The organism is Lentzea sp. NEAU-D7 (assembly GCF_026242055.1).
GTDB lineage: Bacteria > Actinomycetota > Actinomycetes > Mycobacteriales > Pseudonocardiaceae > Lentzea.
Genome location: NZ_JAPJDL010000037.1, coordinates 1 through 25423 on the forward strand (window position 1 = coordinate 1; position 25423 = coordinate 25423).

Consider the following 25423-nt stretch of genomic DNA (forward strand, 5'->3'; position numbering starts at 1 on the left):
GTCCCGTCACGAGTCGCACCCGAGCGGGCCACATCTGAAGGGGAGGGTCAAGTCGACGAAGAGCGTGTCGACTTGACCCTCCCCTTCAGATGCAGCAAGAGCTGAGGTGCGACTCGTGACGGGACCACCCCACCCGGACCGTTTGGTACGGACGGCTCGCCTTCGGCATCGCGGTTGAGTTGGCTGGCTCGCCTTCGGCATCGTGTGCGATTCGGTGGGTGACTGCGGTCTGGCGGTGCCTGGGGCTCGCGTGGTTCCTCGCTTGCGGTTCAGCACACATCCGTTTCGTCCGGCCCGCCGTGCCCAGCCCGCCTTGCCTGCTCCGGCCCGTCCGGCCAGCTCCGCCGTGCCCAGCCTGCTATGCCCGCTACGCCTCGCCCGACCGCATCCAATCCCGCTCTGCCTTGCCTCGCGCCGCCGGGACTACCGCGCCCGGTTCACGCCGCCTCGTTTTACCCCGGCTGTCTTGCCTCGCGCCCTATCGGCTCAGGCCCAACCCGGCCCGCACGACACGGCTCAGTCCGGCACGGCACGGGGCCCAGCACGGCACGGCACGGCCCAGCACGGCACGGCACGGGGCCCAGCACGGCACGGCACGCTGGCCCGGCTCAATCCAGCCCGGCTCGGCCCAACCCGGCACGGGCCAACCTCATAAGGCTCACCCCGCCTCGCTTTGCCTTGCCCGGCCGAGCCCGCCTCGCCTCGCCTCGCATCGCTCTGTCTGGCCCGCCTCGCATGGCCGGGGCGCCTCACCCGCCTGCCCGACCTTGCTCTGCCCGACCGCGCTCTGGTCCTGCCCCGTCTGTCGGCTCGCTCTGCCCTGCCCCTGTCCGCCCCGTCCGCCCGTCCCGGTCCACCGCGCCCGTCCGCTCTGCCCGTCCGTCCCGCCTCGCCGCTGCGCCGCTGCGCCGCGTTGACCTTGTCGGAGTGTCAGACCTGCTCTGTACGTTGGGTTGCGGGGGACCCTTCACCAGGGGGTACCCCTGCGCCAGCCTGCGTGGTCCTGAGAAAGGGGAGGAGCCCCCGGCGGGTGGCACCGGGGGCTCCTGGGTGGTGCGGCTGGCTGTCAGATGTCGAGCGTCCACGAGTCGATGTGGCCCGTGTCCTGGCGGTAGAGGTCGCGGACCCGCAGCTGCCAGGTGCCGTTGGCGTCCTCTGCGGACACGTTCACGGCGTAGGTGGCGTTGAGGTCGTCAGCGCTGTCTGAGCCGTTGCTGACCTTCAGGACCTTCACGATGCCCGAGGGGGAGATCAGGGCCACCTCCAGGTCGCCGCGGTAGGTGTGCTTGATGGCCACCTTCACGGAGCCGGTGGTGCTGGCCTTGCCGTTGCAGTCGCCGATCGTGATCGGGGACTTGACCTCGCTGGCGTCCGGGATGGCGGTGTCGGTGTCGTTGGTGATCGCCGGGCACTGGCCGGGCGGGTTGCCGGGGGCCGTGCCGATGATCTGGAGGAGCTTGTTCGGGGAGCCGGTGCCGGGGTTTGTGACGACGTCGGAGCTGGCGTTGTCCACCAGGGCGTCGCGGACCTGTTGCGGCGTTGCCGTCGGGGACGAGCCGAGGTACACGGCTGCCGCGCCCACCACGTGCGGGGTGGCCATCGAGGTGCCGCTGATGGTGTTGGTGGCGTCGTCGTTCGTGAGCCAGGCGCTCGTGATGTCGCGGCCCGGCGCGAAGATGTCCAGGCAGTTGCCGAGGTTCGAGAACGAGCTACGGGCGTCGGTGCGGTCCGTCGAGCCGACGGTGATGGCTGCCGGGGTGCGGGCCGGGGACGTGTTGCAGGCGTTGCCGCCGTTGTCGTTGCCGGCTGCCAGGCCGTAGGTGACTCCTGCGGCGATGGAGCGCGCCACGGCGTCGTCGACTGTCTGGTTGGCGCCGCCGCCGAGGGACATGTTCGCCACCGCGGGCTTGCGGGCCGGGTTGTTCTGGACGTCGGCGGTGACCCAGTCGATGCCCGCGATGACGCCGGCGAAGGTGCCGCTGCCCGAGCAGTTGAGGACTCGGACGGCTACCAGCTTCACGTCCTTCGCGACGCCGAACTTCGTGCCGCCCACGGTGCCCGCGACGTGGGTTCCGTGGCCGTTGCAGTCCGAGGCGTCCGCGTCGTTGTCGACGGTGTCGGCGCCGGACACCGCGCGGCCGCCGAAGTCGGTGTGGGTGAGGCGGATGCCGGTGTCGATGATGTACGCGGTGACGCCCGCGCCGCGGTTCGGGTAGGTGTAGCTGTTGTCCAGCGGGAGCGTGCGCTGGTCGATGCGGTCGAGGCCCCACGACGGGGTCGGGGCCTGCGTGTCGGAGATGCGGACCTCGCCGTCCTGTTCGACGTAGGCGACGGCCGGATCTGCTGCCAGGCGCTTCGCCTGGGATTCGGACATCTGCGCGGAGAAACCGCGCAAAGCGGACTTGTACGAGTGCTTCACCTTCGCGCCGTACTTAGCGCTGAGGCTGTCGACACTTGACGTGCTCATGTCCTTCAGCACGACGATGTAGTTGTCCTTGACGGCGTTGGACGCACCGAGGTTGCGAATCTCCCCCTCGGGCGCAGCGGTGGCGGAGACGGACGACAGGACGAGCGCAGTGCCCGCCACCAGCCCGATTCCAGCCGCTCGTCTGGCCCACGATTCTCCCATAGCAGCAAGCTCCCTCGTCGCAGGGTTGTGCAGGTGAGAGTTTTCTTAGTGGCGCGGACTGATTTGGCACAAGAAGGTCCACGAAATTGCCTTCGAATGCCGAATCAACAGATTTGGTCAGTCCTGTGAATTAGTTGGTTCCGCTGATCTCTTTACAGAACAATTGCGCCCCGAACGATGAACCGTTCGGGGCGCAAGTTTCGCCTATTTCGTGGAGCGTCTCAATCGGCTGGGAGCAGGCGATCGGGTGCTCTCTCAATCGCCTCTGCGGACCGCTCCGAGGATCTGCTGTTCTGCCGGAGTCGTGTAGAGGCGCAGGTGCGCCCACATGTCCTGGCCCATCGCGATGACCTGGTCGTCCTTGAGCTGCGTGAGCTGCTGGAACATCTGCGGGCGCAGGCGCCACATCTGACCGGCGAGCTGCGCCTGGCCCATCGGGAGGCGCTGCAGGAGCACGAGGTCCGCGTTGTTCGCCGTGGACGACGCCTGCGGGTGCAGGTACGGCAGCACGTACATCGTGGTCTGCCACGGCGCGCGCGGCGGGAACAGCTCCTGCGGGACGTGGCCGCCGTCGTGGATCACGAGCAGCGGCATGTCCTCGGTCGGGCGCGGGAGGTCCGCCGGGGACAGGCGGCGCAGCTGCACCAGTTGGGACGGACGGCCGTCCGGGCCCTGGCCCGCGGCGCGCACGACCGGCTGCCACGCCTGCGGGCGGCCGGTCGCGATGATGATCCACGCTCCGGTCGCCATGGCGCGCAACGCGATCTGGCGGGCCAGGTACAGGCCGCCGACGACCACCATGCGGGTCGGGGTCGGGCGCAGCACGGACACGCTGAGCGGCTCGCCCTTCGTGCCCTGGCCGAGCATCATGCCGCCGCGGTCACCGCTGGGGCTGACCAGGTCGAGCATGGTCGGCGACACCAGGAACTCCGGTGCCACCGCGCCGCGGCCGCGGGTGTCGAGCAGACGGGACGAGCTCATGCCACACCTCCGAGCGGCAGCGTCGCGGCGAGGCCCGCGAGCTGCATGCCCCGCAACGGGGTCAGCGTGATGTCGAGCTTGTCACCCAGCTTGGACAGCTGGTCCTCGGCGCGGTCCAGCTCGCTCGGCGTGCGGGCGCTCACGCGCACCAGGCCGCGCAGGGAGACCTGACCGTCCTCGCGGGACGGCGAGATGGACATCGCGAGCGTCGACGAGAGAGCGCGCACACCGGTCAGCGAGTTCAGGTTGCCCTTGAGGCCCTTGGACGGCCAGCCGGTGATCGCGTAGCTCGCGTGACCGACGCCACCCGCGGTGACGCCCGACCACTTCTCCCGCAACGACACGGGGTTCGTGTTGCCGACGACCGCGGTGAGCTCGGCCGACGAGATCGCCGCGCGCAGCAGCTCGTCCGCGTCGAGCGGGCGGATCGTGACGCCGGCGGACTCCAGGGCGTTGCGGACGCGGGACAACGCGCCGATGAGCGCCCGGTGCGCGCCGACGACGCCGCCGCCGCGCTCCCGGATCGCCTCGCCGCAGCGGCGCGGGTCCAGCCGGACCGTGATCCACGTGGTGCGCCGGGCCGCCGCGGGCAGCGGGCCGAGCACCTCCATGTACGAGCTGATGGCCGGCGAGTTCGGCGGAAGTGCCGCGCTGCCGGGGTAGCAGTGCCAGATCACGGTGATCGCGTCGAGCACGACACCGCGGTCCTCCAGGCACGGTGTGAGCGCTCCCAGGGGCAGCGAGGGGGCCGAGCCGACCGCGGAGATCAGCGGCGGTGTCGGGTCGACCAGCAGCACCGCGGTCCACACGCCGTCGTGCCACGACAGCGCGAGCGGGCGGCGTTCGTGGTCGACGCCCTTCGCGATCACCAGGTCCGGGATGGCGAGGCGCAGCAACGCGACGCGCGGGTCCTCCGGGCCGAGCACCTGCATCTCGTCGTCACCGGGCTTGGACTCCTGCGACTCCGCGCGCTTCGCGGTGCGGCTGTGCGACCGGAAGTTGTAGCGCAGGCGGACGCCGATCCACTGGGTGAGCCAGCGGCCGCGCGACCGGGTGAAGGCCAGGACCAGTGCGACGAGGAGCACACCGCCGGCGATCGAGACGGAGACGACGTTCAGCGCGTCGCCCTGCTTCACGCCCATGATCGTCAGCACGAGGAGGGCGATGGCGAGACCGACCTCGATCGTGACTACGTTCGACACGGGCAAAGAGCCCAGGCTCACGCCGGCGGCTCTGCGACGGACACGCCCGACCGGACGCGGAGGCGCGGGTGCCTGCTGGCCAGGACCCCCAGGTCCCTGCGGCCGTGCCATCCCTGGGTTGGGCCGGGGCGGATGTGGAGTGGTCACGGACATCCGTTGTGGTCTCTTTCCCCTCGATGGTCGGTGGGCTTGGCGAACCGGCCCACGGAGCAACCTGCGTCCGGCTATCCTGCCGAACCGTACCGCGACTGGGAGAGCAGCGAGCCGAGAATGGCATCAACACCCACCACCAAGTCACAGGTCCAGGCCTACCAATTCGTCCTGCGGCGGATGCAGTCCGCTCTGGTCCGCAGAGACGCGGTGATGCTGCACGACCCCATGCGCAACCACTCGCGTGCCACAGCGGTGGGTGTCGTCCTGGGCGTCGTCGGTCTCATCGGCTTCCTCGTGGTCGGACTTTTCAGCCCGGCACCGAGGCTCGACGACCAGACGCAGATCGCCATCAGCAAGGAGACCGGCCAGGTCTACGTCGTCGACAGCGCGCCGCGGCGGCTGATCCCGATGACGAACCTGGCGTCGGCCCGGCTGCTCTGGCTCTCGCGCAACAGCCCCGACGCCCAGCAGGGTCAGGGCGGCGGCGACGCACCGGCCGGCACGGCGGGCGCCCCGGCTGAGGCGGCCGGCGGCACCCCGAAGCTCGTGAGCGAGAAGGCGCTGGCGAACCTGCCGCGCGGCAGGCTCACCGGTCTGCCGGACGCGCCGGACGTGCTGCCGAAGCAGGACCTCCGCATCGACGCGCAGTGGTCCGTCTGCGACACCCTCCAGCTGGACAAGTTCCGCGAGGACCAGGCGGCGGAGAACCAGATCAGGACCTCCGTGATCGCGGGTGTGAGCGGTGGCAACCCGGAACTGGGCGGCGAGGCGGTGCTGGTCCAGCAGCGCACGGGCGCGAAGAAGGCGTACCTGATCTACAAGACGCCCCAGTCCCTGCGGGACATCTCGTCGTCGACGGTCCGCGCCGAGGTGGACCTGAAGAACGACAAGGCGCTCAACGCCCTCAAGCTGAAGAACAAGAAGCCCCGTGCGATCAGCACGGCGCTGCTCAACGCGATCCCCGAGGTCGCCCCGCTGACCGCGCCGGTCATGCCGAACCAGGGCAAGCCCGCGACCTACGTCACCGAGACCAAGGTCAACATCGGTGAGGTCGTCCAGGTCGAGCGGCAGAACGGCTTCGAGTCCATGGTCGCGCTGGAGGACGGCTTCCAGACCGTCGAGGAGACCGTCGGCGACCTGCTGCGCTGGGCGTACTCGAACAACCGGCAGGCCATCAAGCTCTCGCCGAGCGCGATCGCGGACCACCGGGACCCGAAGAACCCGCTCGCGCTCGACTCGTACCCGACCAAGATCCCGACCACGCTGGAGCCGAACGCCAACAACGTCGTCCTGTGCCTCGGCTGGAAGGCCGAGAACGTCGCCGCGGACAACCGCGCCGAGCACACGTCGGTGACGATCGGTTCCGCGCTGCCGGGCCCGAAGGAGATGACCCCCACCGAACTCGGTTCGCCGGGTGCGGGTGGCGAGATCATCGACCAGTTCCTGATGCTGCCGGGCAAGGCCGCCGTCGTGCGGGCGAGCCAGGGCAAGAACGACTTCGGAACCGGTCCGGTGCAGATCGTCACGGGTCGCGGTGTCCGCTACGGCGTCCCGGACGGGGCGACGGCGGCGGCGCTGGGGCTCGACGGGAGCTTCCCGCCGGCACCGAACCAGATCCTGAGCCTGCTGCCGATGGGGCCGCAGCTCAACAAGAACGACGCGAACCGCAGCTACGACTCGATCCCGGCGCCCAAGGGCACCATCAAGGATCCGCAGGCGGTTCAGCAGAAGTAGCGGAACCGCTCCGGGTGCATCACCGTCGAATGCGGACGAAGCGTGGTGGTGGTCGCTCATCGCCACCACGTTCAGCACCCGGAGTGTCGTAGGGGGACTAGCCGTGGCCGGTCGTATCAGCGTCGATGCCGAGTGGTTGGAGAAGTACGCCGACCGCATCGACGGGACGACGGATGACCTGAGGCGGGTGCGGGACGCCATGAAGGTGTCCCCGCTGCGCCCCCAGTCGTTCGGCGAGATCGGCAGAACCGTCGGCACGGCCCAGGGGTACGCGCGGGCGGCCGAGTTGCTGAACTCACAGCTCGCCCGCGCCTGTGACGCGTTCGAGGCGGCCTCCAAGGGACTGCACGCCGTCGCGAAGCAGCACGGGCAGGGCGACGAGGAGAGTCTGCGGGCCATCAGGACGGCCGACCGGCGGTACGGGGAGCTGTGATGGTCAAGGACGGCAAGCAGATCGCGGCCGAGGTCGGTCCCGAGCTCGACTACCTCTCGCAGGTCAGCCGCAAGCTCGGGGTCGTGGACCTCGTGCACGACTTCTTCGACCCGCTGGTGGGCGACTGGAACGACCTGCGCGAGGAAGCCGAACGCTGGCGCAAGGCCGCGAAGGTGACCGAGGCGGTCCACAAGCACGTCTCGGCACCGCTGGGCGGGGTCGACGCGCGGTGGGAGGGCAAGGACGCCGACGCGTTCCTCGACCACATGCGCAAGGTGGGGCTCGCGGGCGGCGACATGTCCGACGCGATGAACGCCATGGCGGACGCGCTGGAGGAGACCGCGGACGGCGTGCGCGTCATCGTGCAGGACATGGCGCACGTGCTGGCCGACGCCGCCGACTCGGTGTCCGGCACGGCCGCGCTGCCGCTCGACGGCGACCAGCGCGCGATCAGGCACATCGAGGAGCTCAAGGATCCCGTTCGCGAGCTGCACGAGTCCGCGCGGCAGGTGCTGGAGGCGTTCCTCAAGCTGTGCGACGGGGTTTCCGGTGAGGCCGGTGGCTTCGGTGTCGTGCGGATGGAGCACAAGTACCCCGAGCAGAACTGGACCTACACGGCGCCCGCCAAGCTCGGGACCACGACGCCCGAACCGGCGAGGGCTTCGGCCACGGCCGCCGCGGGCACGGGTGCGTCTCCAGGCGGCTCGGTCGGTGGCGGTGGCGGCGGTGTCGGCGGAGGAGTCGGCGGTGGGGTCGGCTCGGTCGGCGCGCCTGCCGCCGCGGCCCAGCAGCCGATGCAGTTCGGCGGCGCCACAGGCATCGCTGAGCAGGTTCCACTGGCGGACAAGGGTGCTGGGGCGGCCCAGCCCGCCGCGGCCGCTGGTGGCCGTTCTGGGGCCCCTGCCGGCGGCATGATGGGCGGCATGGCGCCGATGATGGGCGGCATGGGCGGGCAGCAGGGCGGCGACAAGGAGCACAAGCCGAAGCAACGGCTCACCGGCTCGATCGACGACCTGCTCGGCAAACCGAAGAAGGCCGCGCCGAAGACGATCGGCGACGACTGAACCGTTCGCCCGACAACGGAAACGGCCCCGCCGGTGAGACCGGCGGGGCCATTTCGTTCTGCTTTGAGAGCTAGGCGGGCTGTTTGCGCTTGCGGTTGAGCGAGTTGCGGACGACCAGCGTCAGCATGAGCAGTGCTCCACCGACACCGATGCCGCTCAGCGCCACGATGATCGGCGGCCAGTCGAGCCCCGGCGGCGGGGTGACGTCGGTGTTCATCTCCCTCGGCTCCGCCGCCTTGAACCCCGCTGCCTCACCGGGCAGCACGGCGGTCAGCGCGGCGACCGGGTTGACCATGCCGAAGCCGACCTTGTTGTCCTTGCCGGACACGTTGCCGGGGTGCAGGGCCGTGGCCTTGAGGCGCTCCATCACCTGACGCGCCTTGAGGTTCGGGAACCGCTCGCGCACCAGCGCCGTGATGCCCGCGACGTACGGCGCCGCGAAGCTCGTGCCCTTGATGTCCTGCACGCCCTGCGCGGTGACGTTCGCGTTCGTCAGGCCGGTGCCCTTGGGGTCGACGGAGATGATCTCCTCGCCCGGCGCGGCGATGCTGACCCACGGGCCCCAGACGCTGAACGACGAGACGTCGCCGGAGCGCGCGATCGACCCCACCGACAGCACGTCGTTGGCGAACCACGCCGGCGACGACACCGAGTTGACGTTGGTCGAGTCCATGTTGTTGTTCTGGGCGCCGCACCCGGTTCCCTGGTCGCTCAGGTTGCCAGCGGCCGTGACGATCACCACGTCCTTGACGTCGACGGCGTACCGGATCGCGGCCTGCAGCTTCTGGTCGTCCGCGCTGAAGCCCTTGGGAGGGTTGCAGTTCGTCAGCGAGATGTTGATGACCTTGGCGTCCTGGTTCGCCGCGCGGACGATGGCCATCGCCAGGGTGCCGACCTTGCCCGCCGACGAGCGCTGGTCCGTCTCGCTCTTGAACTCGTAGCGGTCGCTGGTCTGGCGGATCGCGAGGATCGTCGCCTCCGGTGCGGCGCCGACGAAGTCGCCCTCGGTCTTGGCCGCCGCGGCGACGCCCGCCACCTCGGTGCCGTGACCGTCGCAGTCGTCGGTGCCGTTCTTGCCGCCGGAGTTGTCGACGTACTCGCCGGCGGGGACGACCCGGTTGCCGAAGCGGGGGTTGCGCGGGTCGACACCGGTGTCGATGATCGCGATCTTGATGCCCTTGCCCTTGGCGAACCTGTGCGCCTGCTCCAGGTTCAGGTAGACCTGGCCCCAGGGCTTGTACTCGATCAGCTCGCTCTTGGTGTCGGACTCCACGCACCCCTTGTTGGTGCGCACGTACTTCACGTCCGGCTTGCCGTCGTCGGCCGGGGGCTGGGTGCCGGGCGGCAGGTCCGGCGGCACCGAGTTCGGCCGCGCGGCCGCCGGGGTGGAGGACGGCTGAGCGGAGGCCTGCGGCAGCGTCCCCGTCAGCAGAAGCAGTCCGGCGGTCGCGGCCGCCGTGGTGCGCCTGATGCCGGTCCTCATAGCGTGATCAAGCCTCGGAAGACCTGGTACATGTCCATGACCGCCAACGCCAGCGGCAGCACGGAGGCGATCAGGATCGCCTCGATGATGTCGACGGTGCGGCGCAGCGGCGGCGAGAACTTCTGGCCGGGGAAGATCACGCCGAGCACCAGTGCGAGGGCGCCGAGCAGCAGCAGCGCGCCGAAGACGAACGCGATGCGGTTGAACGAGGACGACGAGATGAGCCAGCCGAGCAGGATGCCCGCGCTGGCGAGCATGCCGGTCGACAGCAGTGCCACGGCCTGCGCGCCGTTCGCGTACGCCCTGCCGCGCATCATCAGCACGATCGCGACGACCACGCCGTAGATCGGGCCCCAGATCGTGTCGGCGCCCGCGGCGACGATGGCGGCCAGTGCCGCGACCACGCCGGTGCCGATGATCATGCCCGTCAGGTACTCGTGCGCGACGGCCGTGCGGCGCTCGATGACCGCGTACTCCGGGAAGCCGCTGTCCTCCTTGAGGTCCTCGGCGTTCGTCGGCACGACGGGCGGCGGGATCTTGGCGAGCTGCAGCGTGAGCCTCGGCAGCATCGACAGCGCGGCGAGCGCCACGGCACCGGTCGCGGCGGCCACGCCGGACAGCGGGTGCTCGACGAACGTCGCCACGAGGAACGCCAGCGCCACGAGCGTGCCGCCGGTCGCCGCGGCGATGAACACCGTGATGCCCTGGCCGATCAGCAGGATGCCGCCCCACGCGAAGATCATCATCAGCGCGGACGCGAGCAGCATCTTCGGGTTGAAGCCGACGCCGGGAACGGCGTGGAAGCCCGCGACGAACGCCAGTGGCAGCGAACCGCACGCGGCGATCAGCACACCGGTCGACGCCGAGCTGTAGGCCCGCGCGATGGTCGCACCGGCCGCCAGCATGGCGATCGCGCCGACACCACCGGCGATGGCGGCCGCGAGACCGCTGCCGGAACCGCCCTGCGTGATCGGGCCCGACAGGAACAACGCCACCGCGGACGCGATCAGCGCGAGCGCGCCGGCCAGGTGACCGAACCGCTGCGCGGTCTCCTTCGTCCACGGCCGGAAGGAGTCCGGATCGGACTCCGCGATCGCGTCGACGACGTCGTCGTACAACGGCGGAGGCGGATTCTCGTTGCGGCGCCGCAACTGCAGCAGTTCGCCGTCGACGACGCCGAGCGAAGCCAGCGTGCGCGCCGGGTCGAGCGGGTTGTCGCCGAGCTTGGCGAGGCACCAGCCCCCGTGCCGCACACCACCGTCGGGAGTCGCCTCTCTCGCCATGTCGAGCAACATCGGCAGGAGATCGGCCACCGCCACGTCGGCAGGCAGCGCGACGTCGATACGCGTTCGAGGTGCCACCACCGTGACACGGCTGAACACCGTCGTACCGGTCGCCACCAGGGCCCCCTAAGTCAGATCAGCGCTTGCAAACGATGTGCCCGACCCTATTGGTCCACCTGGACGGTTGCCGAGCGGCCCTAGTATGGCCGCACCGACGCCTCTTGCACGTGTGGTTCGCAGAACACGTTCGACTGGGTTTTTTTCCGACCCACCTTCGTGACGCGCGCGGATGCGCAATAGTGTCGGTTGCTACTGGTGGCGTAACGAGTCGAAGAGGTGCCTGTCAGTTGAGCACGCTGCAGTTCAAGCGAACGGCACGCCTTGCTGCTCCCCGGCCTCCGGGCGGTGAGGTCCACCTCGAACCGCCACCCGAGGTGCCCCGGATCATCCCCGGCAACATCATGATGAAGGCGATGCCCGTCGTCATGATCGTGGCGTCGGTGGGAATGATGGGCATGATGCTCGTCTTCATGCCGCGGCAGCCCGCGGCGATGATCATGCCGGGCATGATGATGATCTCGACCATCGGCATGATGGCGAGCGGCATGGGCTCGGGCAAGGGCCAGAAGAAAGCCGAGATGAACGAGGACCGCAAGGACTACCTGCGGTACCTCGGCCAGATGCGCGACCGCGCCCGCGAGGCGGCCGACGAGCAGCGCGCCGAGCGCGAGTGGGTGCACCCGGACCCGCAGATGCTGTGGTCGCTCGCCACCACCAGGCGCATGTGGGAACGCCGCCAGAACGACCCCGACTTCTGCCACCTGCGCGCGGGACGGGGCTCGCAGCGCCTCGCGACCCGCCTGGTGCCGCCGCAGACCGGTCCCGTCGAGGAGCTCGAGCCGATCGCGACGCTGGCGCTGCGCCGTTTCGTGCGCGCCCACTCGCTGGTGCCCGACCTCCCGATCTCCATCGCACTGCGCGGTTTCGCCGCGGTCGGCCTGCTCGGCGACATCGAGGACCGCCGCGACCTCGCGCGGGCCCTCCTCGCCCAGCTCGTCACCTTCCACGCCCCGGACGACCTGCTGATCGCGGTCGTCAGCGCGGGCCGCACCAAGCAGCTGTGGGAGTGGGTGAAGTGGCTGCCGCACGCGCAGCACCCCACCGACATCGACGGCATCGGTCAGCGCCGCATGATGGCGAACTCGCTCGCCGAGATCGAGGCGATGCTGGACGAGAACCTGCGCGACCGGCAGCGGTTCACCCGCAACGCCCCGCCGCCGCCCGACCAGCCGCACATCGTGATCGTCATCGACGACGGCGACATCAGCCGCGAAGAGATGATCATCCTCGAGGAGGGTCTGGTCGGCGTCACGCTGCTGGACCTGAGCGAGTGCCTCGGCAACCTGACGGCACGCCGCGGTCTGCGGCTCGTCGTCGAGAACAACCAGCTGGGCGCCCGTTCCGCGAGCGGTGTCGAGTGGTTCGGTGCCCCGGACCGGCTGTCCATCGTGGAGTCCGAGGCGCTCGCCCGCCGGCTTTCGCCCTACCGCATGGGTGCCGCCGGCGAGGCCGGTGGCGACTCGGGCGAGGACCCGTTGGCGATGAGCAACAACCCGCCGCTGCTCGAGTTCATGGGCATCCCCGGCGACCCGATCACGTTCGACGTGCAGCAGGCGTGGCGGCCGCGGCCCAAGCGCGACCGCTACCGCATCCCGTTCGGCATCGGCGAGCACGGCCAGGCGGTCGAGCTCGACATCAAGGAAGCGGCCGAGGACGGCATGGGCCCGCACGGCCTGTGCATCGGCGCGACCGGTTCCGGCAAGTCGGAGTTCCTCCGCACCCTGGTGCTCGGTCTGCTGGCCTCGCACTCGTCGACGGCGCTCAACATGATCCTCGTCGACTTCAAGGGTGGTGCGACGTTCCTCGGCCTGGACAAGGCACCGCACGTCGCCGCGACGATCACCAACCTCGCCGGCGACCTCAGCCTGGTCGACCGCATGAAGGACGCCATCGAGGGCGAGGTGTCGCGTCGTCAGGAGGTCCTGGCGAAGGGCAACTACAAGAACGTCTGGGACTACGAGAAGGCCCGTGAGAACGGCGCCCAGCTCGACCCGCTGCCCGCGCTGTTCATCTGCATCGACGAGTTCTCCGAGATGCTGACGGCGAAGCCGGACTTCATCGACATCTTCCTGCAGATCGGTCGTGTCGGCCGGTCGCTGCAGATGCACATGCTCCTCGCGTCGCAGCGCCTCGAGGAAGGCAAGCTGCGCGGTCTGGACACGTTCCTCTCGTACCGGATCGGTCTGAAGACCTTCAACGCGGCGGAGTCCCGTGCCGCGATCGGTGTGCCCGACGCCTACGAGCTGCCGCCGATCCCGGGCTCGGGTTACCTCAGCGTGCAGGGCATGCCGCTCACCAGGTTCAAGGCGCTGTACGTCTCGGGCACCTACCGGCCCGCCGGCATGCAGTCCGCCGGTGAGTCGGTGGCCGTGCGCAGCGACAAGCGCCCGCGCTTCTTCGTGCCGGACTTCATCGAGATCCCGAAGGAGCCGGAGCGCCCGCTGGAGCCGGTCAAGGTCGCGGAGCCGGTCAAGGAGGACGCGAACGAGCCGACCCAGCTCGAGCTCATCGTCGACCGCCTCGTCGGCCAGGGCCCGCCCGCCCACGAGGTGTGGCTGCCGCCGCTCAACGAGCCGCCGACGATGGACACGATGCTGCCGCCGCTCGACGTGACCCCGGACCGCGGTCTCACGTCGCCGGGTTACCCGGCCAACAGCACGCTGCAGGTCCCGGTCGGCATCGTCGACAAGCCGTTCGAGCAGCGCCGCGACCTGCTGTGGGCGGACTTCTCCGGTGCGGCCGGCCACGGCGCGATCGTCGGTGGTCCGCAGTCCGGCAAGTCGATGATGCTCAGGACGCTCATCGCGTCGATGGCGCTCACCCACACGCCGGAGGAGGTGCAGTTCTACTGCATCGACCTCGGTGGTGGTTCGCTCGCCGCGATGGAGGACCTGCCGCACGTCGGTGGCTTCGCCGGTCGTCTCGACGTCGACAAGGTCCGCCGCATGGTGGCCGAGCTGCAGACGCTGATCGCGGAGCGCGAGCTCCGCTGGCGCGACCAGCGCATCGAGCTGGCCGAGTTCCGCAACCGCAAGCGCCGCGGTGAGATCAAGGACGACGCGTTCGGCGACGCCTTCCTGGTCATCGACGGCTGGATGAACTTCCGCCAGGAGTTCGAGATGGTCGAGCCGCAGGTCCAGGCGCTCGCCGCGCAGGGCCTGTCCTACGGCGTCCACGTGATCATCGGTGCGAGCCGGTGGGCGGAGATCCGGCCCGCGATGAAGGACCTCCTCGGCACCCGTTTCGAGCTGCGGCTCGGTGACCCGAGCGAGTCCGAGGTCGACCGCAAGGTGGCGGTCAACGTGCCGCCGGGTCGTCCCGGTCGCGGCATCATCATGGACGGTTCCACCGGACGCAGGCTGCACTACCTCGTCGGTCTCCCGCGCATCGACACCTCGCAGGACGCGAACAGCGTCACGGCGGGTGTCGCGGACCTCGCGAGCAAGCTCACGGCGGCGTGGAAGGGCCCGCACGCCCCGCAGGTCCGGATGCTGCCCGACCTGCTCGACCACGGGCAGTTCATGGCCCACGTCCAGCAGACGTTCCCCAACCGCGGGCACCTCGTCCCGATCGGTGTCAACGAGGACGAGCTCGCGCCGGTCTACCTGGACTTCGACGCGGACCCGCACTTCATGGCGCTGGCGGACGGTGAGGCGGGCAAGACGAACATGCTGCGCACGATCGTCCGCGGCATCATGCAGAGCTACACCTCGTCCGAGGCGTTGATCCTGCTCGCGGACTACCGCCGCACGATGCTCGGCTTCATCGACACCGACCACCTGCTCACCTACGCGGTGTCGGGCCCGCAGTTCACGCAGAACGTCCAGGAGGTGCGCGGCTCGCTCGCCGGCCGCATGCCCGGCCCGGACGTCACGCAGGAACAGCTCAAGAACCGTTCCTGGTGGAAGGGCCCCGAGGTCTTCGTCATCGTCGACGACTACGACCTGGTCGCTCCGCAGGGCGGCGCGAACCCCATGCAGCCGCTCGCCGAGTTCATCCCGCAGGCCAAGGACGTCGGTCTGCACATCGTCGTCGTCCGCCGCATGGGTGGTGCGTCCCGCGCGATGTACGACCCGATCATGGGCAAGCTGAAGGAGATCTCGGCGCCGATCTTCGTCGGTTCCGGTTCGAAGGAGGAGGGCAACATCGTCGGCAACCTCAAGCCGTCGCCGCAGCCTCCGGGCCGGGGCACGCTGGTGACCCGCAAGCACGGTCAGCAGCGCATCCAGTTCGCCTGGATCCCGCCGGACTAGAAGTTCTCGCAACGTCTTCGTGGGTGGTCCCGCCGCAACGGCGGGGGCACCCACGAGTCGGTTCCGGGGGTGGGGAAGGGGCGCGCGGGGGGGCCCCCCCACGTGGCGTTGCCGGGGCGGGCGCCGGCCCCGCGGCCGACGCCGCGGCCCCTTCCAGGTAGCAGGGGTTCTACCTGCCCCCCCCAATCGCCGAACCCGCCACGCCGATGCGGTCAAGAGGGAGGCGACCGCACCGGCGTGGCGGATCCTGTTCTTCCGAGTCATCCCCCAAGCTGACTCCTCCGAACCGGCTGCGGACGACTCTGCCGCACACCGCTCACGCGCCGCTCACGTCTTGATGACGCCGTTTTTCCGGCAATGGAAAAGGCCCGCAGCCGAAGCCGCGGGCCCTCACCGAACAGCAGGGGACTGTCCGGTTCCCCCCTCCATGACCGGAGTTCCCTCCCGACCGCGCCACTGGGAGGGGCGGTCAAGGGGAGTTCGGCGATCGTGACGCCCCCCAGAACTTCAACGTCACTCTCGTCGATCCGGCTGAGAACCACTCTGCCCGGTCGCGCTCACACTCCGGTCACAGTCGGCGAGCCCCCGGAAACTGGCGATGCGGTGCTGGTGGCCCCCCAGGAACTTCGCCACCAGCACCGCTGAGGAGAACTCTGCCCGAAGCCGCTCACACTTCGCTCACACAGCGATCACAGCGCGTCTACACTGCCGGTGAACTGGAGGGGTGTGTGCGAGCCGAGTACCGCGTGCTGGGGCCGCTGGAGGTGCTGCTCGACGGTGAGCCGGTGGCAGTCCCCTCCGGACGGTGTCACGTGTTGCTGGCCGTGTTGTTGTTGCGTCCCAACCAGTTGATTCCGGTGGATGAACTGGTCGACAGGCTGTGGGACGGTGCCCCGCCGAACGCCGACCGCGCGCACAAGACTCTGCACATGGTCGTGCGGCGGCTGCGGGTCGCGCTGGGTGAGGCGGACTGCGTGCAGACCCGGACCGGTGGTTACGTCGCCGTGGTCGAACCCGACCAGCTGGATCTGCTGCGATTTCGCGCCTTCGCGGGATCGGGTGACTTCGGTGCGGCCGCAGCGTTGTGGCGCGGGGCGGTGCTCGGCAACGTCGCGTCGGACGTCCTGCACCGCGAGGACGTGCCGCGGCTGGTCGACGAGCGGCTCACGGTGCTGGAGCGCCGCATCGACGCCGATCTGGACAGCGGGCTCTCCGGTGAGCTTGTGGCGGAACTGAGGTCTCTGGTCGCCGATCATCCCTTGCGGGAGCCGTTCTGGTCGCATCTGATGCTCGCGCTGTACCGGTCGGGCAACCAGGCCGAGGCGTTGAACGCGTACCAGGACCTGCGGAGCAGGCTCGCCGAGGAACTGGGCGTCGATCCCTCTCCCGCGCTGCAGGAGCTGCACCAGCAAATCCTGCGAGCCGAGGTGGCACCCGGCAAGCGTGTGCAGGTGCCACGTCAGCTCCCGCACGGCGTGCGGAACTTCGTGGGCCGCGAGGACGAACTCGGGCAACTCGGCACGGCGACAGGCGTCACCGTCGTGCACGGTGTTGGTGGCGTCGGCAAGACCGCGCTGGCGTTGCGCTGGGCTCGCGAGGTCCGTGAGGACTACCCGGACGGCGACCTCTACGTGAACCTGCGCGGGTTCGACCCCGAGGTGCAGCCGGTCGATCCCGCAGTCGTGGCGGAGACCTTGCTGGCCGGGCTCGGTGTGGACGAGGTCCCGGCCGGCGCGGACGCCCGGTTCGCGTTGCTGCGCACCACTTTGGTCGACCGGAGGTTGTTGCTCCTGCTCGACAACGCCGCGTCGGCGCGCCAGGTCCTGCCCCTCCTGCCCGCCGCGGCCGGGGTGCGGGTGCTGATCACCAGCCGCAACCAGCTCCGCGCGCTCGTCTCACAGCACGACGCGACCGCGATCGGCCTGCGGGAGCTGGAGTTCGATGCGGCACGGTCGTTGCTCGCGGTCGTGCTCGGTGAACAGCGCCTCGACGCCGAACCGGAGGCCGCGCGCGAGATCGTCGAACGCTGTGCCGGACTGCCGTTGGCTCTGCGCGTGTTCGCCGAACGGGTCGCGCGCTTCCCGGGCGTGCCGCTGCGGGAGTTCGTGGCCGAGCTGCGCAACGAGCGGCTCGACGCGTTCAGCGACTTCTACGACGTGGACGTCCGTGCGGTGTTCTCGTGGTCGTATCGCGCGTTGGACGACGAGTCGGCACGGATGTTCCGGCTGTTGTCGGTGCACCCCGGTCAGGACTTCGACGTGAGCGCTGCAGCCGCGCTGGCGGCGGTGCCGGTGGCGCAGGCCAGGCGGTTGCTGGAGCGGTTGGTCGCCGACGCCCTCGTGCAGACGCGTTCACCTGGGCGCTACAGCCTGCACGACCTGCTGCGCGCCTATGCGGCCGAGCTGTGCGGTGACGACGAGGCAGCCGCACTGAGGATCACGGAGTGGTACGTCCACACCCTCGAGAACGCCGCTCTGGTGGAGAAACCGATCGCGCTGGTGCGGGCCGGTGAGGTCACGTCGGGCGTGGTGCCGCGGGGCTTCGCCTCGAGGTTCGACGCGCTGGCGTGGGTGCGGGAGGACTGGGACAACCTCCGTGCGGTCCTGGACGCGGCCGTGGCGCGCGGGTGGAAAAGGCTCGCGATGCTGATCCCGACGCACCTGGACAGGTTCCTGGTCTACAACCGGCCGCGCTGGTCGGAAGCGATCGAGATGTTCGAGGCGGTCCAAACCTTCGGGACTGCCCGCGAGCAAGGGTTCCTGCTGATCAAGCTGGCTGGTCACTACTCGGACCTCGAACGCCTGGACGAGTCGCTGGCCTGCTTCGAGGAGGGACTGCGGTTCGTCCGCGAGTCTGGGGAACGGACCGCGGAGGCGGCTGGTCTGATCAACCTGGCCGCGCTCCAGCGCAAGCTCGGTCAGATGGAGGAGGCCCTCGGCACCTCGTACCTGGCGGCCGAGATCGGTGCCGAGCTCGGCAACAGGTACATGGAGAGCGCTGCACGTTCCAACATCGGCTTCCTGCTGAACGGGCTCGGCCGCCACGAGGAGGCTCTCGTCGCGACCGAACGCGCCATCGTCGTCGTGACGGAGTCGGACGACGAGCACGTGCTCGCGCGGATGCACGCGGTGCGGGGCAGGGCACTGGTCGGACTCGGACGGCATGCCGAAGCCGCGGCCGTGCTCGGACCCGCTGCCGGGGCCTTGGCGAAGTTCGGCGACTCCGAGTACGAAGCTCTGGCTCTGCAGGACCTGGGCAGCGCACTGATCGCGCTAGATGAGCGCGCGGAAGCCGCCGTGGCGTGGCGACGTGCAGTGGATCTTCTGCGTGAGCTGGACGAGGACCAGGCTGAGGCACTCGTGGCCAGGCTGGCCGAGTTGGACCAGGCCCGGCGACAAGCCTGAGGTGAACTCGTGGTGGCGACCTTCGTCATCCGTGTCGTCCAGCTCAGTCGCATCGGGTAAGCATGTGCGCGGAAAGAGGGGAAGGTGCATGAGCCTGCACGTCGCGGTCGACTTCGGCACGTCGAGCACCTGTGTGGCGATCTCCGCGCACGGTCGGGAGCCGCAGGTCGTCGTGTTCGACGGCCAGCCGCTCGTGCCGTCCGCCGTGTTCGCCGCCGCCGACGGCACGTTGTTCGTCGGCCAGGAGGCCGAACGCCAGGCGGCGGTCGATCCCGCGCGCTACGAGCCGCACCCGAAGCGCCGTGTCGACGAGGGCGAGTTGCTGCTCGGCAGCACCGTGCTGCCCGTTGTGGACGTTGTGCGGGCGGTGCTGGCACGGGCTGTGGGAGAAGCACGGCGCGTTGGTGGCGGAGCGCCTGTCGACCTCCTCGTCCTCACGCACCCCGCGGACTGGGGCACCGTCCGCACCCGCGTCCTGCTGCAGGCCGCCCGCGGGCTGGGCCGCGAGGTCGTGCTGGTGCCCGAACCCGTCGCCGCCGCCGTCTTCCACTCCGCGAGCCATTCCGTTCCGGACGGTGCCGCGCTCGCCGTGCTCGACCTCGGCGGCGGCACGGTCGACGCCAGCGTGGTGGCGCGGGCGGGCAGGAGCTTCCGGGTGCTGTCCGCGAAGGGCGACCCCAGCTTCGGCGGCGCGGACATCGACCAGGCGTTGCTCGACCACGTCGGCGGGCTGGTCGCGGCCAAGGACCCCGAGGCGTGGCGGCAGCTCGTCGAGGGCCGTGAGATGGCCGACCGGCGCAAGCGGCGGGTGCTGCGGCAGGACGTGCGGGGCGCCAAGGAGACGTTGTCCCGGCACGCCTACACCGACGTGCCGATGCCACCGCCGTTCCCCGACGCGCACGTGACGCGCTCGGACCTGGAGCAGCTGATCACCGAGCCGATCAGCCGGGCGGCCGCGCTGGCCGCTGCCGCGGTCCGCGACGCCGGTCTCGCGCCCCACCAGCTCGCCGGGGTGTTCCTGGTCGGCGGGTCCAGCCGGATCCCGCTGGTCGCACGCATGGTGCACGAGCAGATCCGCGTGGTGCCGACGAGCATCGACCAGCCGGAGACCGTGGTGGCCCGCGGTGCGCTGCGGGCCGTCAGCCTCGATCCGGAGCGGACCGGTGGCGTGGCGAAGGCTCCCCAGTCCTCGGGCCCTTCGGGTGAGGTGACTCACAACCTGCGGGTCGGCGACGAGGCCACCCGCAAGATCACCCGCCGGATCACACCCCCGCCGCCGGGGAAGTTCCCCACGTCGTTCCCCATGACCCCGCCACCGCCTCCACCGCGCAGGAGCAAGGCGCCGTTGTTCATCGCGATCGGTGTCGTGATCGCGCTCGCGGCCGCCGGCGTCGGCGGTTACTTCTGGCTGAAGCCCGACGACGAGAAGCAGCCGGCTCCGCCCGCCGACCAGATCGCCATCTACGACTACAGCTTCACGCGGCCGGACGGGTGGGAGCAGACGGGCGGCGCGGCCCCCGACCGGCAGGTGCTTTTGCAACCGATCGACCGCGAGAATTCCAATGGCAAACAGCCGGACGCCCGTATTGCTGTGCAGGAGCAAACACTCGAGTACAACAGCGACTCGGATCGGCCGCGTGCGCTGAGTGAGTTGAAGAACACATATGAGCAACGCAAGGAGAAAGGCGACGAGGTCGCCGACTTCTCCGAAGGCACCACATTCGCGGGAAAGTCTGTTGTTCACTATCGCGAAGTGGTCGGGACGACCGGCGTCGACTGGTACATCCAGTTCGCGGGCGAGCACCAGGTGAGCGTGGGCTGCCAGGCGACGGAAGCCACCGAAGCCAGGGTCCGCACCGCCTGCGAGCAGATCGTCCGCTCGCTCGTCATCAAGCCGTAGTCGCAACGTCAGGGAGTCGCCGATGTCCGCCACCGAGGTCCTCGCCCGTTTCCGCGCCGAGGTCGGAGCGGCGGTCACCCGAGCCCGCCGCGCGTCGGGTGAGATCGGTGAACGCAACGCCAAGCTCCGGGAACGCACGCGTGACCTGGCGGAGCGGGCCCGGGAGCGCCGGTCGGAACCCGGCGCTCAGACCACCCCGGCCGACGTCCGGGAGGCCGCCACGGGGTTCCGCGTCGAGCGCGGACTGCCCGTCGAGCAGGTGCCGGAGCCTGTGGCCGAGGTCGTCGCCGCGGTTCCAGTTGAGACGGAACCGGTCGCTCTGGGTTCCGCGGCCGTCGCCGGTCCGAGTGGTCAGCTTCCCCGTGTGAGTGACGATGACGAGGACTTTTCGCAGTCGCGAATCCTCTATTGAACCTTCTCGCGGCTGAGGCGCGTTTACTTGCGCAACTACTTGGAACCATCTCGGGACAGGACGGAACCGACGTGGCAGGGTGCTCGTCGGAAGAGGCGTACGGAACAAGCGTTACGACCTACCCATCAAACTTAGGGGATCTACAATGTCGGGTTTTCTCGCAACTCCGCAAGAGATCGCGACTCTCGCCAAGGACGTCAACAACGCCAGGTCGGAGTTCGACGGCATCCTCCGTTCGGTCCAGTCGACCTGTGAGTCGCTGCGGAGCTCCTGGGAGGGCCCCGCGGCCGTGGCGTTCTCCAACCTGATGGAGCGTTACCAGGAGAGCCAGAAGAAGCTCCAGCAGGCTCTCGAGGTCATCGGCGAGGGCCTCGCCGGCACCGCGCAGGACATGGACGTGCGTGAAGAGGAGCAGGGCTCGGGGCTGGGAAGCATCGCCAACCGCCTCGGCTGATCCACCGGTTCTCGTCGGGTAAGCCCTTCTCCATCCGCAGACTTCTTCAGTACCTAAGGGGAAAGACAAAATGGCGATCAAGGTTACTTTCGCTGAGCTGCAGAACGCTTCGTCGCAGATCTCCAGCGCGGAGCGCAAGATCACTGGTGAGCTGGAGGCCCTGGAGGGTCGCGTCAAGAACGTGCTCTCCGGCTACGACGGTGAGAGCTCCGCGGCGTACAACCAGGCCCAGAACGACTGGGACAAGGCCGCTGCCGACCTGGCGCAGGTGCTCTCCTCCATCGGTGTCGCCGTCCAGCAGGCCGCCGAGGCCTACCAGGAGGGCGAGCGCAAGAACGCCGCTCGCTGGGGCTAAGCCAGCCGCCAGTCGCTAGACCTTCGTGAGCCCCGGAACCACGTGGTCCGGGGCTCACGTACGTCCAAGGGCAGGCGCTTGAGAGGGGCCGTTTTGGTCCCGGCGCCCCCCATCCGGTATCTTCTGACGTTGTTGTGCGGTAGCTGGCGCCCATGTGTGCCGCGCCTGTCTCGGAACCTCCGCTTGGTTCGTCCAAGATCGGTCTGGGGCAACCGCCGCAGTGACCCCAGACGCAAGTGACGACGAGGTAGATCCGTGCGCACGTACAGCCCGAAGCCCGGTGAGGTGACCCGCACCTGGCACGTGATCGACGCCCAGGACGTGGTGCTCGGCCGGCTCGCCACCCAGGCCGCGACGCTGCTGCGCGGCAAGCACAAGCCGACTTATGCGCCTCACGTTGACACTGGTGACTTCGTTGTCATCATCAACGCTGACAAGGTCGCTCTGACCGGCGCGAAGCGCGACCAGGCGTTCCAGTACCGCCACTCCGGCTTCCCCGGTGGTCTGCGCAAGCAGTCCTTCGGCGAGGTCCTGGACACCCGTCCGGACCGCTTGGTGGAGAAGGCGATCAAGGGCATGCTGCCCAAGAACCGCCTTGGCCGTCAGATCGCGAACAAGCTCAAGGTCTACGCAGGCCCGAGCCACCCGCACGAGGCGCAGCAGCCGCAGGCCTTCGAGATCAAGAAGATCGCCCAGTGAGCGACGAGTACACCGAGGAAGTTCCTGTGACCACCCCTGAGAACGAGACCCCTGAGGTCGAGACCCCCGAGGTCGAGGCCGAGGTTGTCGAGGCCGAGGTCGTCGACGCTCCTGAGGCCGACGAGGCTCCCGAGGCCGTTGAGGCCGACGCTGACGCCGACGAGGCCGAGGTCGTCGAAGAGACCTCCGCGCCGGTGGTCGCCCCCTCGCTGAACGGTGCCGCGCACCTCGCGCAGACCGTCGGTCGCCGCAAGGAGGCCGTCGTCCGCGTCCGCCTCGTGCCCGGCACCGGCAAGTTCACGCTGAACGGCAAGACCCTCGAGGCCTACTTCCCGAACAAGGTGCACCAGCAGCTCATCCGTGAGCCGCTCGTCACCACGGAGAAGCCCGAGACCTTCGACGTCATCGCGAACCTGCGTGGCGGCGGCATCACCGGCCAGGCCGGTGCGCTGCGTCTCGCCATCGCGCGTGCGCTGATCGCCGTCGACTCCGAGGACCGTCCGGTCCTCAAGAAGGCCGGCTTCCTCACTCGTGACCCGCGGGTCAAGGAGCGCAAGAAGTACGGTCTGAAGAAGGCCCGCAAGGCGCCTCAGTACTCCAAGCGTTGATGCTCCGCCGCGGAGCGAGCCGTGTCTGCGTTCGTCAGACCGCTGCTCCTCCGCGGTGAGTGCGGGGACACCCCGCGCCCAGAGCGTCATCCAGCTACACCTGCGGGAGCAGCAGTTCACCACGAACTGCTGCTCCCGCAGTGTTTTCCGGGTCTTTCCCGCCGCCTCGCAGTGTCCAAATCGGAGGATTCATGGCCCGCCTGTTCGGCACCGACGGTGTACGCGGTCTCGCCAACGCCGATCTCACCCCCGAGCTCGCGATGTCCGTCGCCGCCGCGGCGGCGCGGGTGCTCGCCGAGCACGACCGCTCCCACCGTCCCGTCGCCGTCGTCGGCCGCGATCCGCGGGCGAGCAGCGAGATGCTCGACGCCGCCGTCACCGCCGGCCTGACCTCGGCCGGTGCGGACGTGCTGCGCGTCGGCGCCCTGCCCACGCCCGCCGTCGCGCACCTGGTCGCCGCGCTCGGCGCCGACATCGGCGTGATGATCTCGGCGTCGCACAACGCGATGCCGGACAACGGGATCAAGCTCTTCGCCGCTGGTGGCCACAAGCTGCCCGACGAGGTCGAGGACGAGATCGAGCAGCACATGGGCACCGGTTTCGACCGTCCCACCGGCGCCGCGATCGGCCGGGTGCGCGACGTCCCCGACGCCGAGGTCCAGTACGTCGAGCACCTGCTCAAGGTCACACCGCACCGCCTCGACGGCCTCAAGGTCGTGGTGGACTGCGCGAACGGTGCCGCGTCGGTGGCCGCACCGGACGCGTACCGCCGCGCCGGGGCCGAGGTGATCGCGATCAACGCGAACCCGGACGGTCTCAACATCAACGACGGCTGTGGTTCCACCCACATCGACGTCGTGGCCGCGGCGGTCCGCGAGCACGGTGCCGACCTCGGCATCGCGCACGACGGTGACGCCGACCGCTGCCTCGCCGTGGACGCCCAGGGCGAGCCGGTCGACGGCGACCAGATCCTCGCGGTCCTCGCGATCGCCATGCGCGACGCGGGTGAGCTGTTCGAGGACACGCTCGTCGCCACGGTGATGAGCAACCTCGGCCTGCACATCGCCATGCGGGAGTCGTCGATCCGCCTGCGCACCACCGCCGTCGGTGACCGCTACGTGTTGCAGGACCTCAAGGCCGGCGGTTACTCGCTCGGCGGCGAGCAGTCGGGCCACGTCGTGCTGCCCGCGCACGCCACCACCGGCGACGGCCTGCTGACCGCGCTGCGCCTGATGGCCCGCATGGCCGAGACCGGCAAGTCGCTCGCCGACCTCGCCTCGGTGATGCGCCGCCTGCCGCAGGTCCTGATCAACGTGAAGGTCGCCGACAAGGCGGCCGTCGCCAAGGCGTCGTCGGTCAGCGAGGCCGTCGCCGCCGTCGAGGCCGAGCTCGGCGACACCGGCCGCGTGCTGCTGCGCCCGTCCGGCACCGAGCAGCTCGTGCGGGTGATGGTCGAGGCCACCAGCCACGAACAGGCCCAACAGGCCGCGCAGCGCCTGGCCGGTGTGGTTTCCTCGGTGCACTGAGGACGGAGGGGGCTGGGGATGACCATGTTGATGTTGCTCGTACTCCTGGTGCTGCTGGGAGGTGTGGCAGCGGTCGTCATCGCCGTTGTCGCGACGTCGAAGCGCAAACCGGTCGCCCAGCCCCCGTTCCCGCCCGGTCACGGGTACCCGCCGCAACAGCCGCACCCCCAGCAGGTTCAGCCGCCGTACCCGCCTCAGGGGTACCCGCAGCCGCAGCAGCCCCGTTCGCCGCAGAGCCCACCCCCGCCGAACGGGTGGTGACCGGCGCCGCCACTCGATCCGTGGTGATCATCAGCGTCTTGCGCCGAATGGCTGTTTACTAAGGCAACCGACATCGTCGAGCTCCGGTCACCGCGTGATCCGAGCTGGCACTGTATGGCGGAACCCGATGACGCCGAACTGCGTCAGATCGGGGACTAGGGGAGGCGAGCAGATGTCCGGGTTCGGCGTTCAGTCCGGCGATTTGACCAAGGCTGCGGGGACGTACGAGGCAGAGGGATCGGCCCTGATCCAGATGAAGGCCGCGGCCGTGCCGGGTGTGGGAGCCGGGCAGGTCGGCCGCAAGTTCCAGGGCGTCGCCGCCGAGTACAAGGCCTGCTTCGACCTCTTCGGCCAGGACTTGGAGAAGTTCGGCAAGGAGGCGACCGGCATCGCCACCCGCCTGAAGGACGTCGCCAAGACGTACGAGTCGAACGAGGCGCAGACCTCGAGCCAGTTCAAGGGGTAACGA

General features: G+C 69.5%; 19 protein-coding genes. 14 read left to right on the forward strand and 5 right to left on the reverse strand.

The window, feature by feature from the left end; translation table 11 throughout:
* Positions 1–1066 precede the first annotated feature (1066 nt).
* The 3 genes from ORI60_RS43130 to eccE all read right to left on the reverse strand — a co-directional run bounded on the left by ORI60_RS43130 (position 1067) and on the right by eccE (position 4812).
* Positions 1067–2629, reverse strand: a complete 1563-nt coding sequence (locus tag ORI60_RS43130; RefSeq protein ID WP_266043787.1) for a S8 family peptidase — start codon at positions 2627–2629, stop codon at positions 1067–1069.
* A gap of 255 nt (positions 2630–2884) precedes the next feature.
* On the reverse strand, positions 2885–3610 hold the full coding sequence (locus ORI60_RS43135; RefSeq protein ID WP_266043788.1) for a hypothetical protein: 726 nt from the start codon (positions 3608–3610) through the stop codon (positions 2885–2887).
* Positions 3607–4812, reverse strand: a complete 1206-nt coding sequence (gene eccE / locus ORI60_RS43140; protein WP_266043789.1) for a type VII secretion protein EccE — start codon at positions 4810–4812, stop codon at positions 3607–3609. The genes ORI60_RS43135 and eccE overlap by 4 nt, the downstream gene beginning before the upstream one ends.
* A gap of 270 nt (positions 4813–5082) precedes the next feature.
* On the opposite strand from eccE, the gene eccB reads away from it, so the two are divergent.
* The 3 genes from eccB (at position 5083) to ORI60_RS43155 (ending at position 8196) form a co-directional block, all read left to right on the forward strand.
* Positions 5083–6699 (forward strand): type VII secretion protein EccB, encoded by a 1617-nt coding sequence (gene eccB, locus ORI60_RS43145; RefSeq protein WP_266043790.1) that lies wholly within the window; start codon positions 5083–5085, stop codon positions 6697–6699.
* 103 nt (positions 6700–6802) lie between these two features.
* Positions 6803–7132, forward strand: a complete 330-nt coding sequence (locus ORI60_RS43150) for a hypothetical protein (RefSeq protein ID WP_266043791.1) — start codon at positions 6803–6805, stop codon at positions 7130–7132.
* Positions 7132–8196 carry a WXG100 family type VII secretion target gene (locus ORI60_RS43155; protein WP_266043792.1) on the forward strand — a complete coding sequence of 355 codons (1065 nt, stop codon included), beginning with the start codon at positions 7132–7134 and terminating at the stop codon, positions 8194–8196. Before ORI60_RS43150 ends, ORI60_RS43155 begins: the two co-directional genes overlap by 1 nt.
* Positions 8197–8266: 70 nt before the next feature.
* Here ORI60_RS43155 and mycP read toward each other — a convergent pair whose 3' ends face one another.
* Positions 8267–9679 carry a type VII secretion-associated serine protease mycosin gene (gene mycP / locus ORI60_RS43160; protein WP_266043793.1) on the reverse strand — a complete coding sequence of 471 codons (1413 nt, stop codon included), beginning with the start codon at positions 9677–9679 and terminating at the stop codon, positions 8267–8269.
* Positions 9676–11079 (reverse strand): type VII secretion integral membrane protein EccD, encoded by a 1404-nt coding sequence (gene eccD / locus ORI60_RS43165; RefSeq protein ID WP_266043794.1) that lies wholly within the window; start codon positions 11077–11079, stop codon positions 9676–9678. The genes mycP and eccD overlap by 4 nt, the downstream gene beginning before the upstream one ends.
* 230 nt (positions 11080–11309) lie before the next feature.
* On the opposite strand from eccD, the gene eccCa reads away from it, so the two are divergent.
* The 11 genes from eccCa to ORI60_RS43220 all read left to right on the forward strand — a co-directional run bounded on the left by eccCa (position 11310) and on the right by ORI60_RS43220 (position 25420).
* On the forward strand, positions 11310–15335 hold the full coding sequence (gene eccCa, locus ORI60_RS43170; protein ID WP_266043795.1) for a type VII secretion protein EccCa: 4026 nt from the start codon (positions 11310–11312) through the stop codon (positions 15333–15335).
* A gap of 728 nt (positions 15336–16063) precedes the next feature.
* Entirely contained in the window at positions 16064–18739 is a 2676-nt protein-coding gene (locus ORI60_RS43175) for an AfsR/SARP family transcriptional regulator (RefSeq protein ID WP_266043796.1), read from the forward strand.
* An 88-nt stretch (positions 18740–18827) separates the two neighbouring features.
* Positions 18828–20639 (forward strand): type VII secretion-associated protein, encoded by a 1812-nt coding sequence (locus ORI60_RS43180; RefSeq protein WP_266043797.1) that lies wholly within the window; start codon positions 18828–18830, stop codon positions 20637–20639.
* A 22-nt stretch (positions 20640–20661) separates the two neighbouring features.
* Positions 20662–21051, forward strand: coding sequence for a hypothetical protein (locus ORI60_RS43185; protein WP_266043798.1), 390 nt, complete (start codon positions 20662–20664; stop codon positions 21049–21051).
* Positions 21052–21196: 145 nt separating this feature from the next.
* Positions 21197–21505 (forward strand): WXG100 family type VII secretion target, encoded by a 309-nt coding sequence (locus ORI60_RS43190; protein ID WP_266043799.1) that lies wholly within the window; start codon positions 21197–21199, stop codon positions 21503–21505.
* A 70-nt stretch (positions 21506–21575) separates the two neighbouring features.
* Entirely contained in the window at positions 21576–21860 is a 285-nt protein-coding gene (locus ORI60_RS43195) for a WXG100 family type VII secretion target (protein WP_266043800.1), read from the forward strand.
* 255 nt (positions 21861–22115) lie between these two features.
* Positions 22116–22559: a 50S ribosomal protein L13 gene (gene rplM / locus ORI60_RS43200; protein WP_189160352.1), complete on the forward strand. Its 444-nt coding sequence runs from the start codon at positions 22116–22118 to the stop codon at positions 22557–22559.
* Between the two features lie 26 nt (positions 22560–22585).
* Positions 22586–23167: a 30S ribosomal protein S9 gene (gene rpsI / locus ORI60_RS43205; protein ID WP_266043801.1), complete on the forward strand. Its 582-nt coding sequence runs from the start codon at positions 22586–22588 to the stop codon at positions 23165–23167.
* Positions 23168–23358: 191 nt separating this feature from the next.
* Entirely contained in the window at positions 23359–24693 is a 1335-nt protein-coding gene (gene glmM, locus ORI60_RS43210) for a phosphoglucosamine mutase (protein WP_266043802.1), read from the forward strand.
* 18 nt (positions 24694–24711) lie between these two features.
* Complete coding sequence (locus tag ORI60_RS43215; RefSeq protein ID WP_266043803.1) at positions 24712–24954, forward strand: hypothetical protein; 243 nt, start codon at positions 24712–24714, stop codon at positions 24952–24954.
* A 202-nt stretch (positions 24955–25156) separates the two neighbouring features.
* Positions 25157–25420, forward strand: a complete 264-nt coding sequence (locus ORI60_RS43220) for a hypothetical protein (protein ID WP_266043804.1) — start codon at positions 25157–25159, stop codon at positions 25418–25420.
* The last annotated feature ends 3 nt before the right edge of the window (positions 25421–25423 follow it).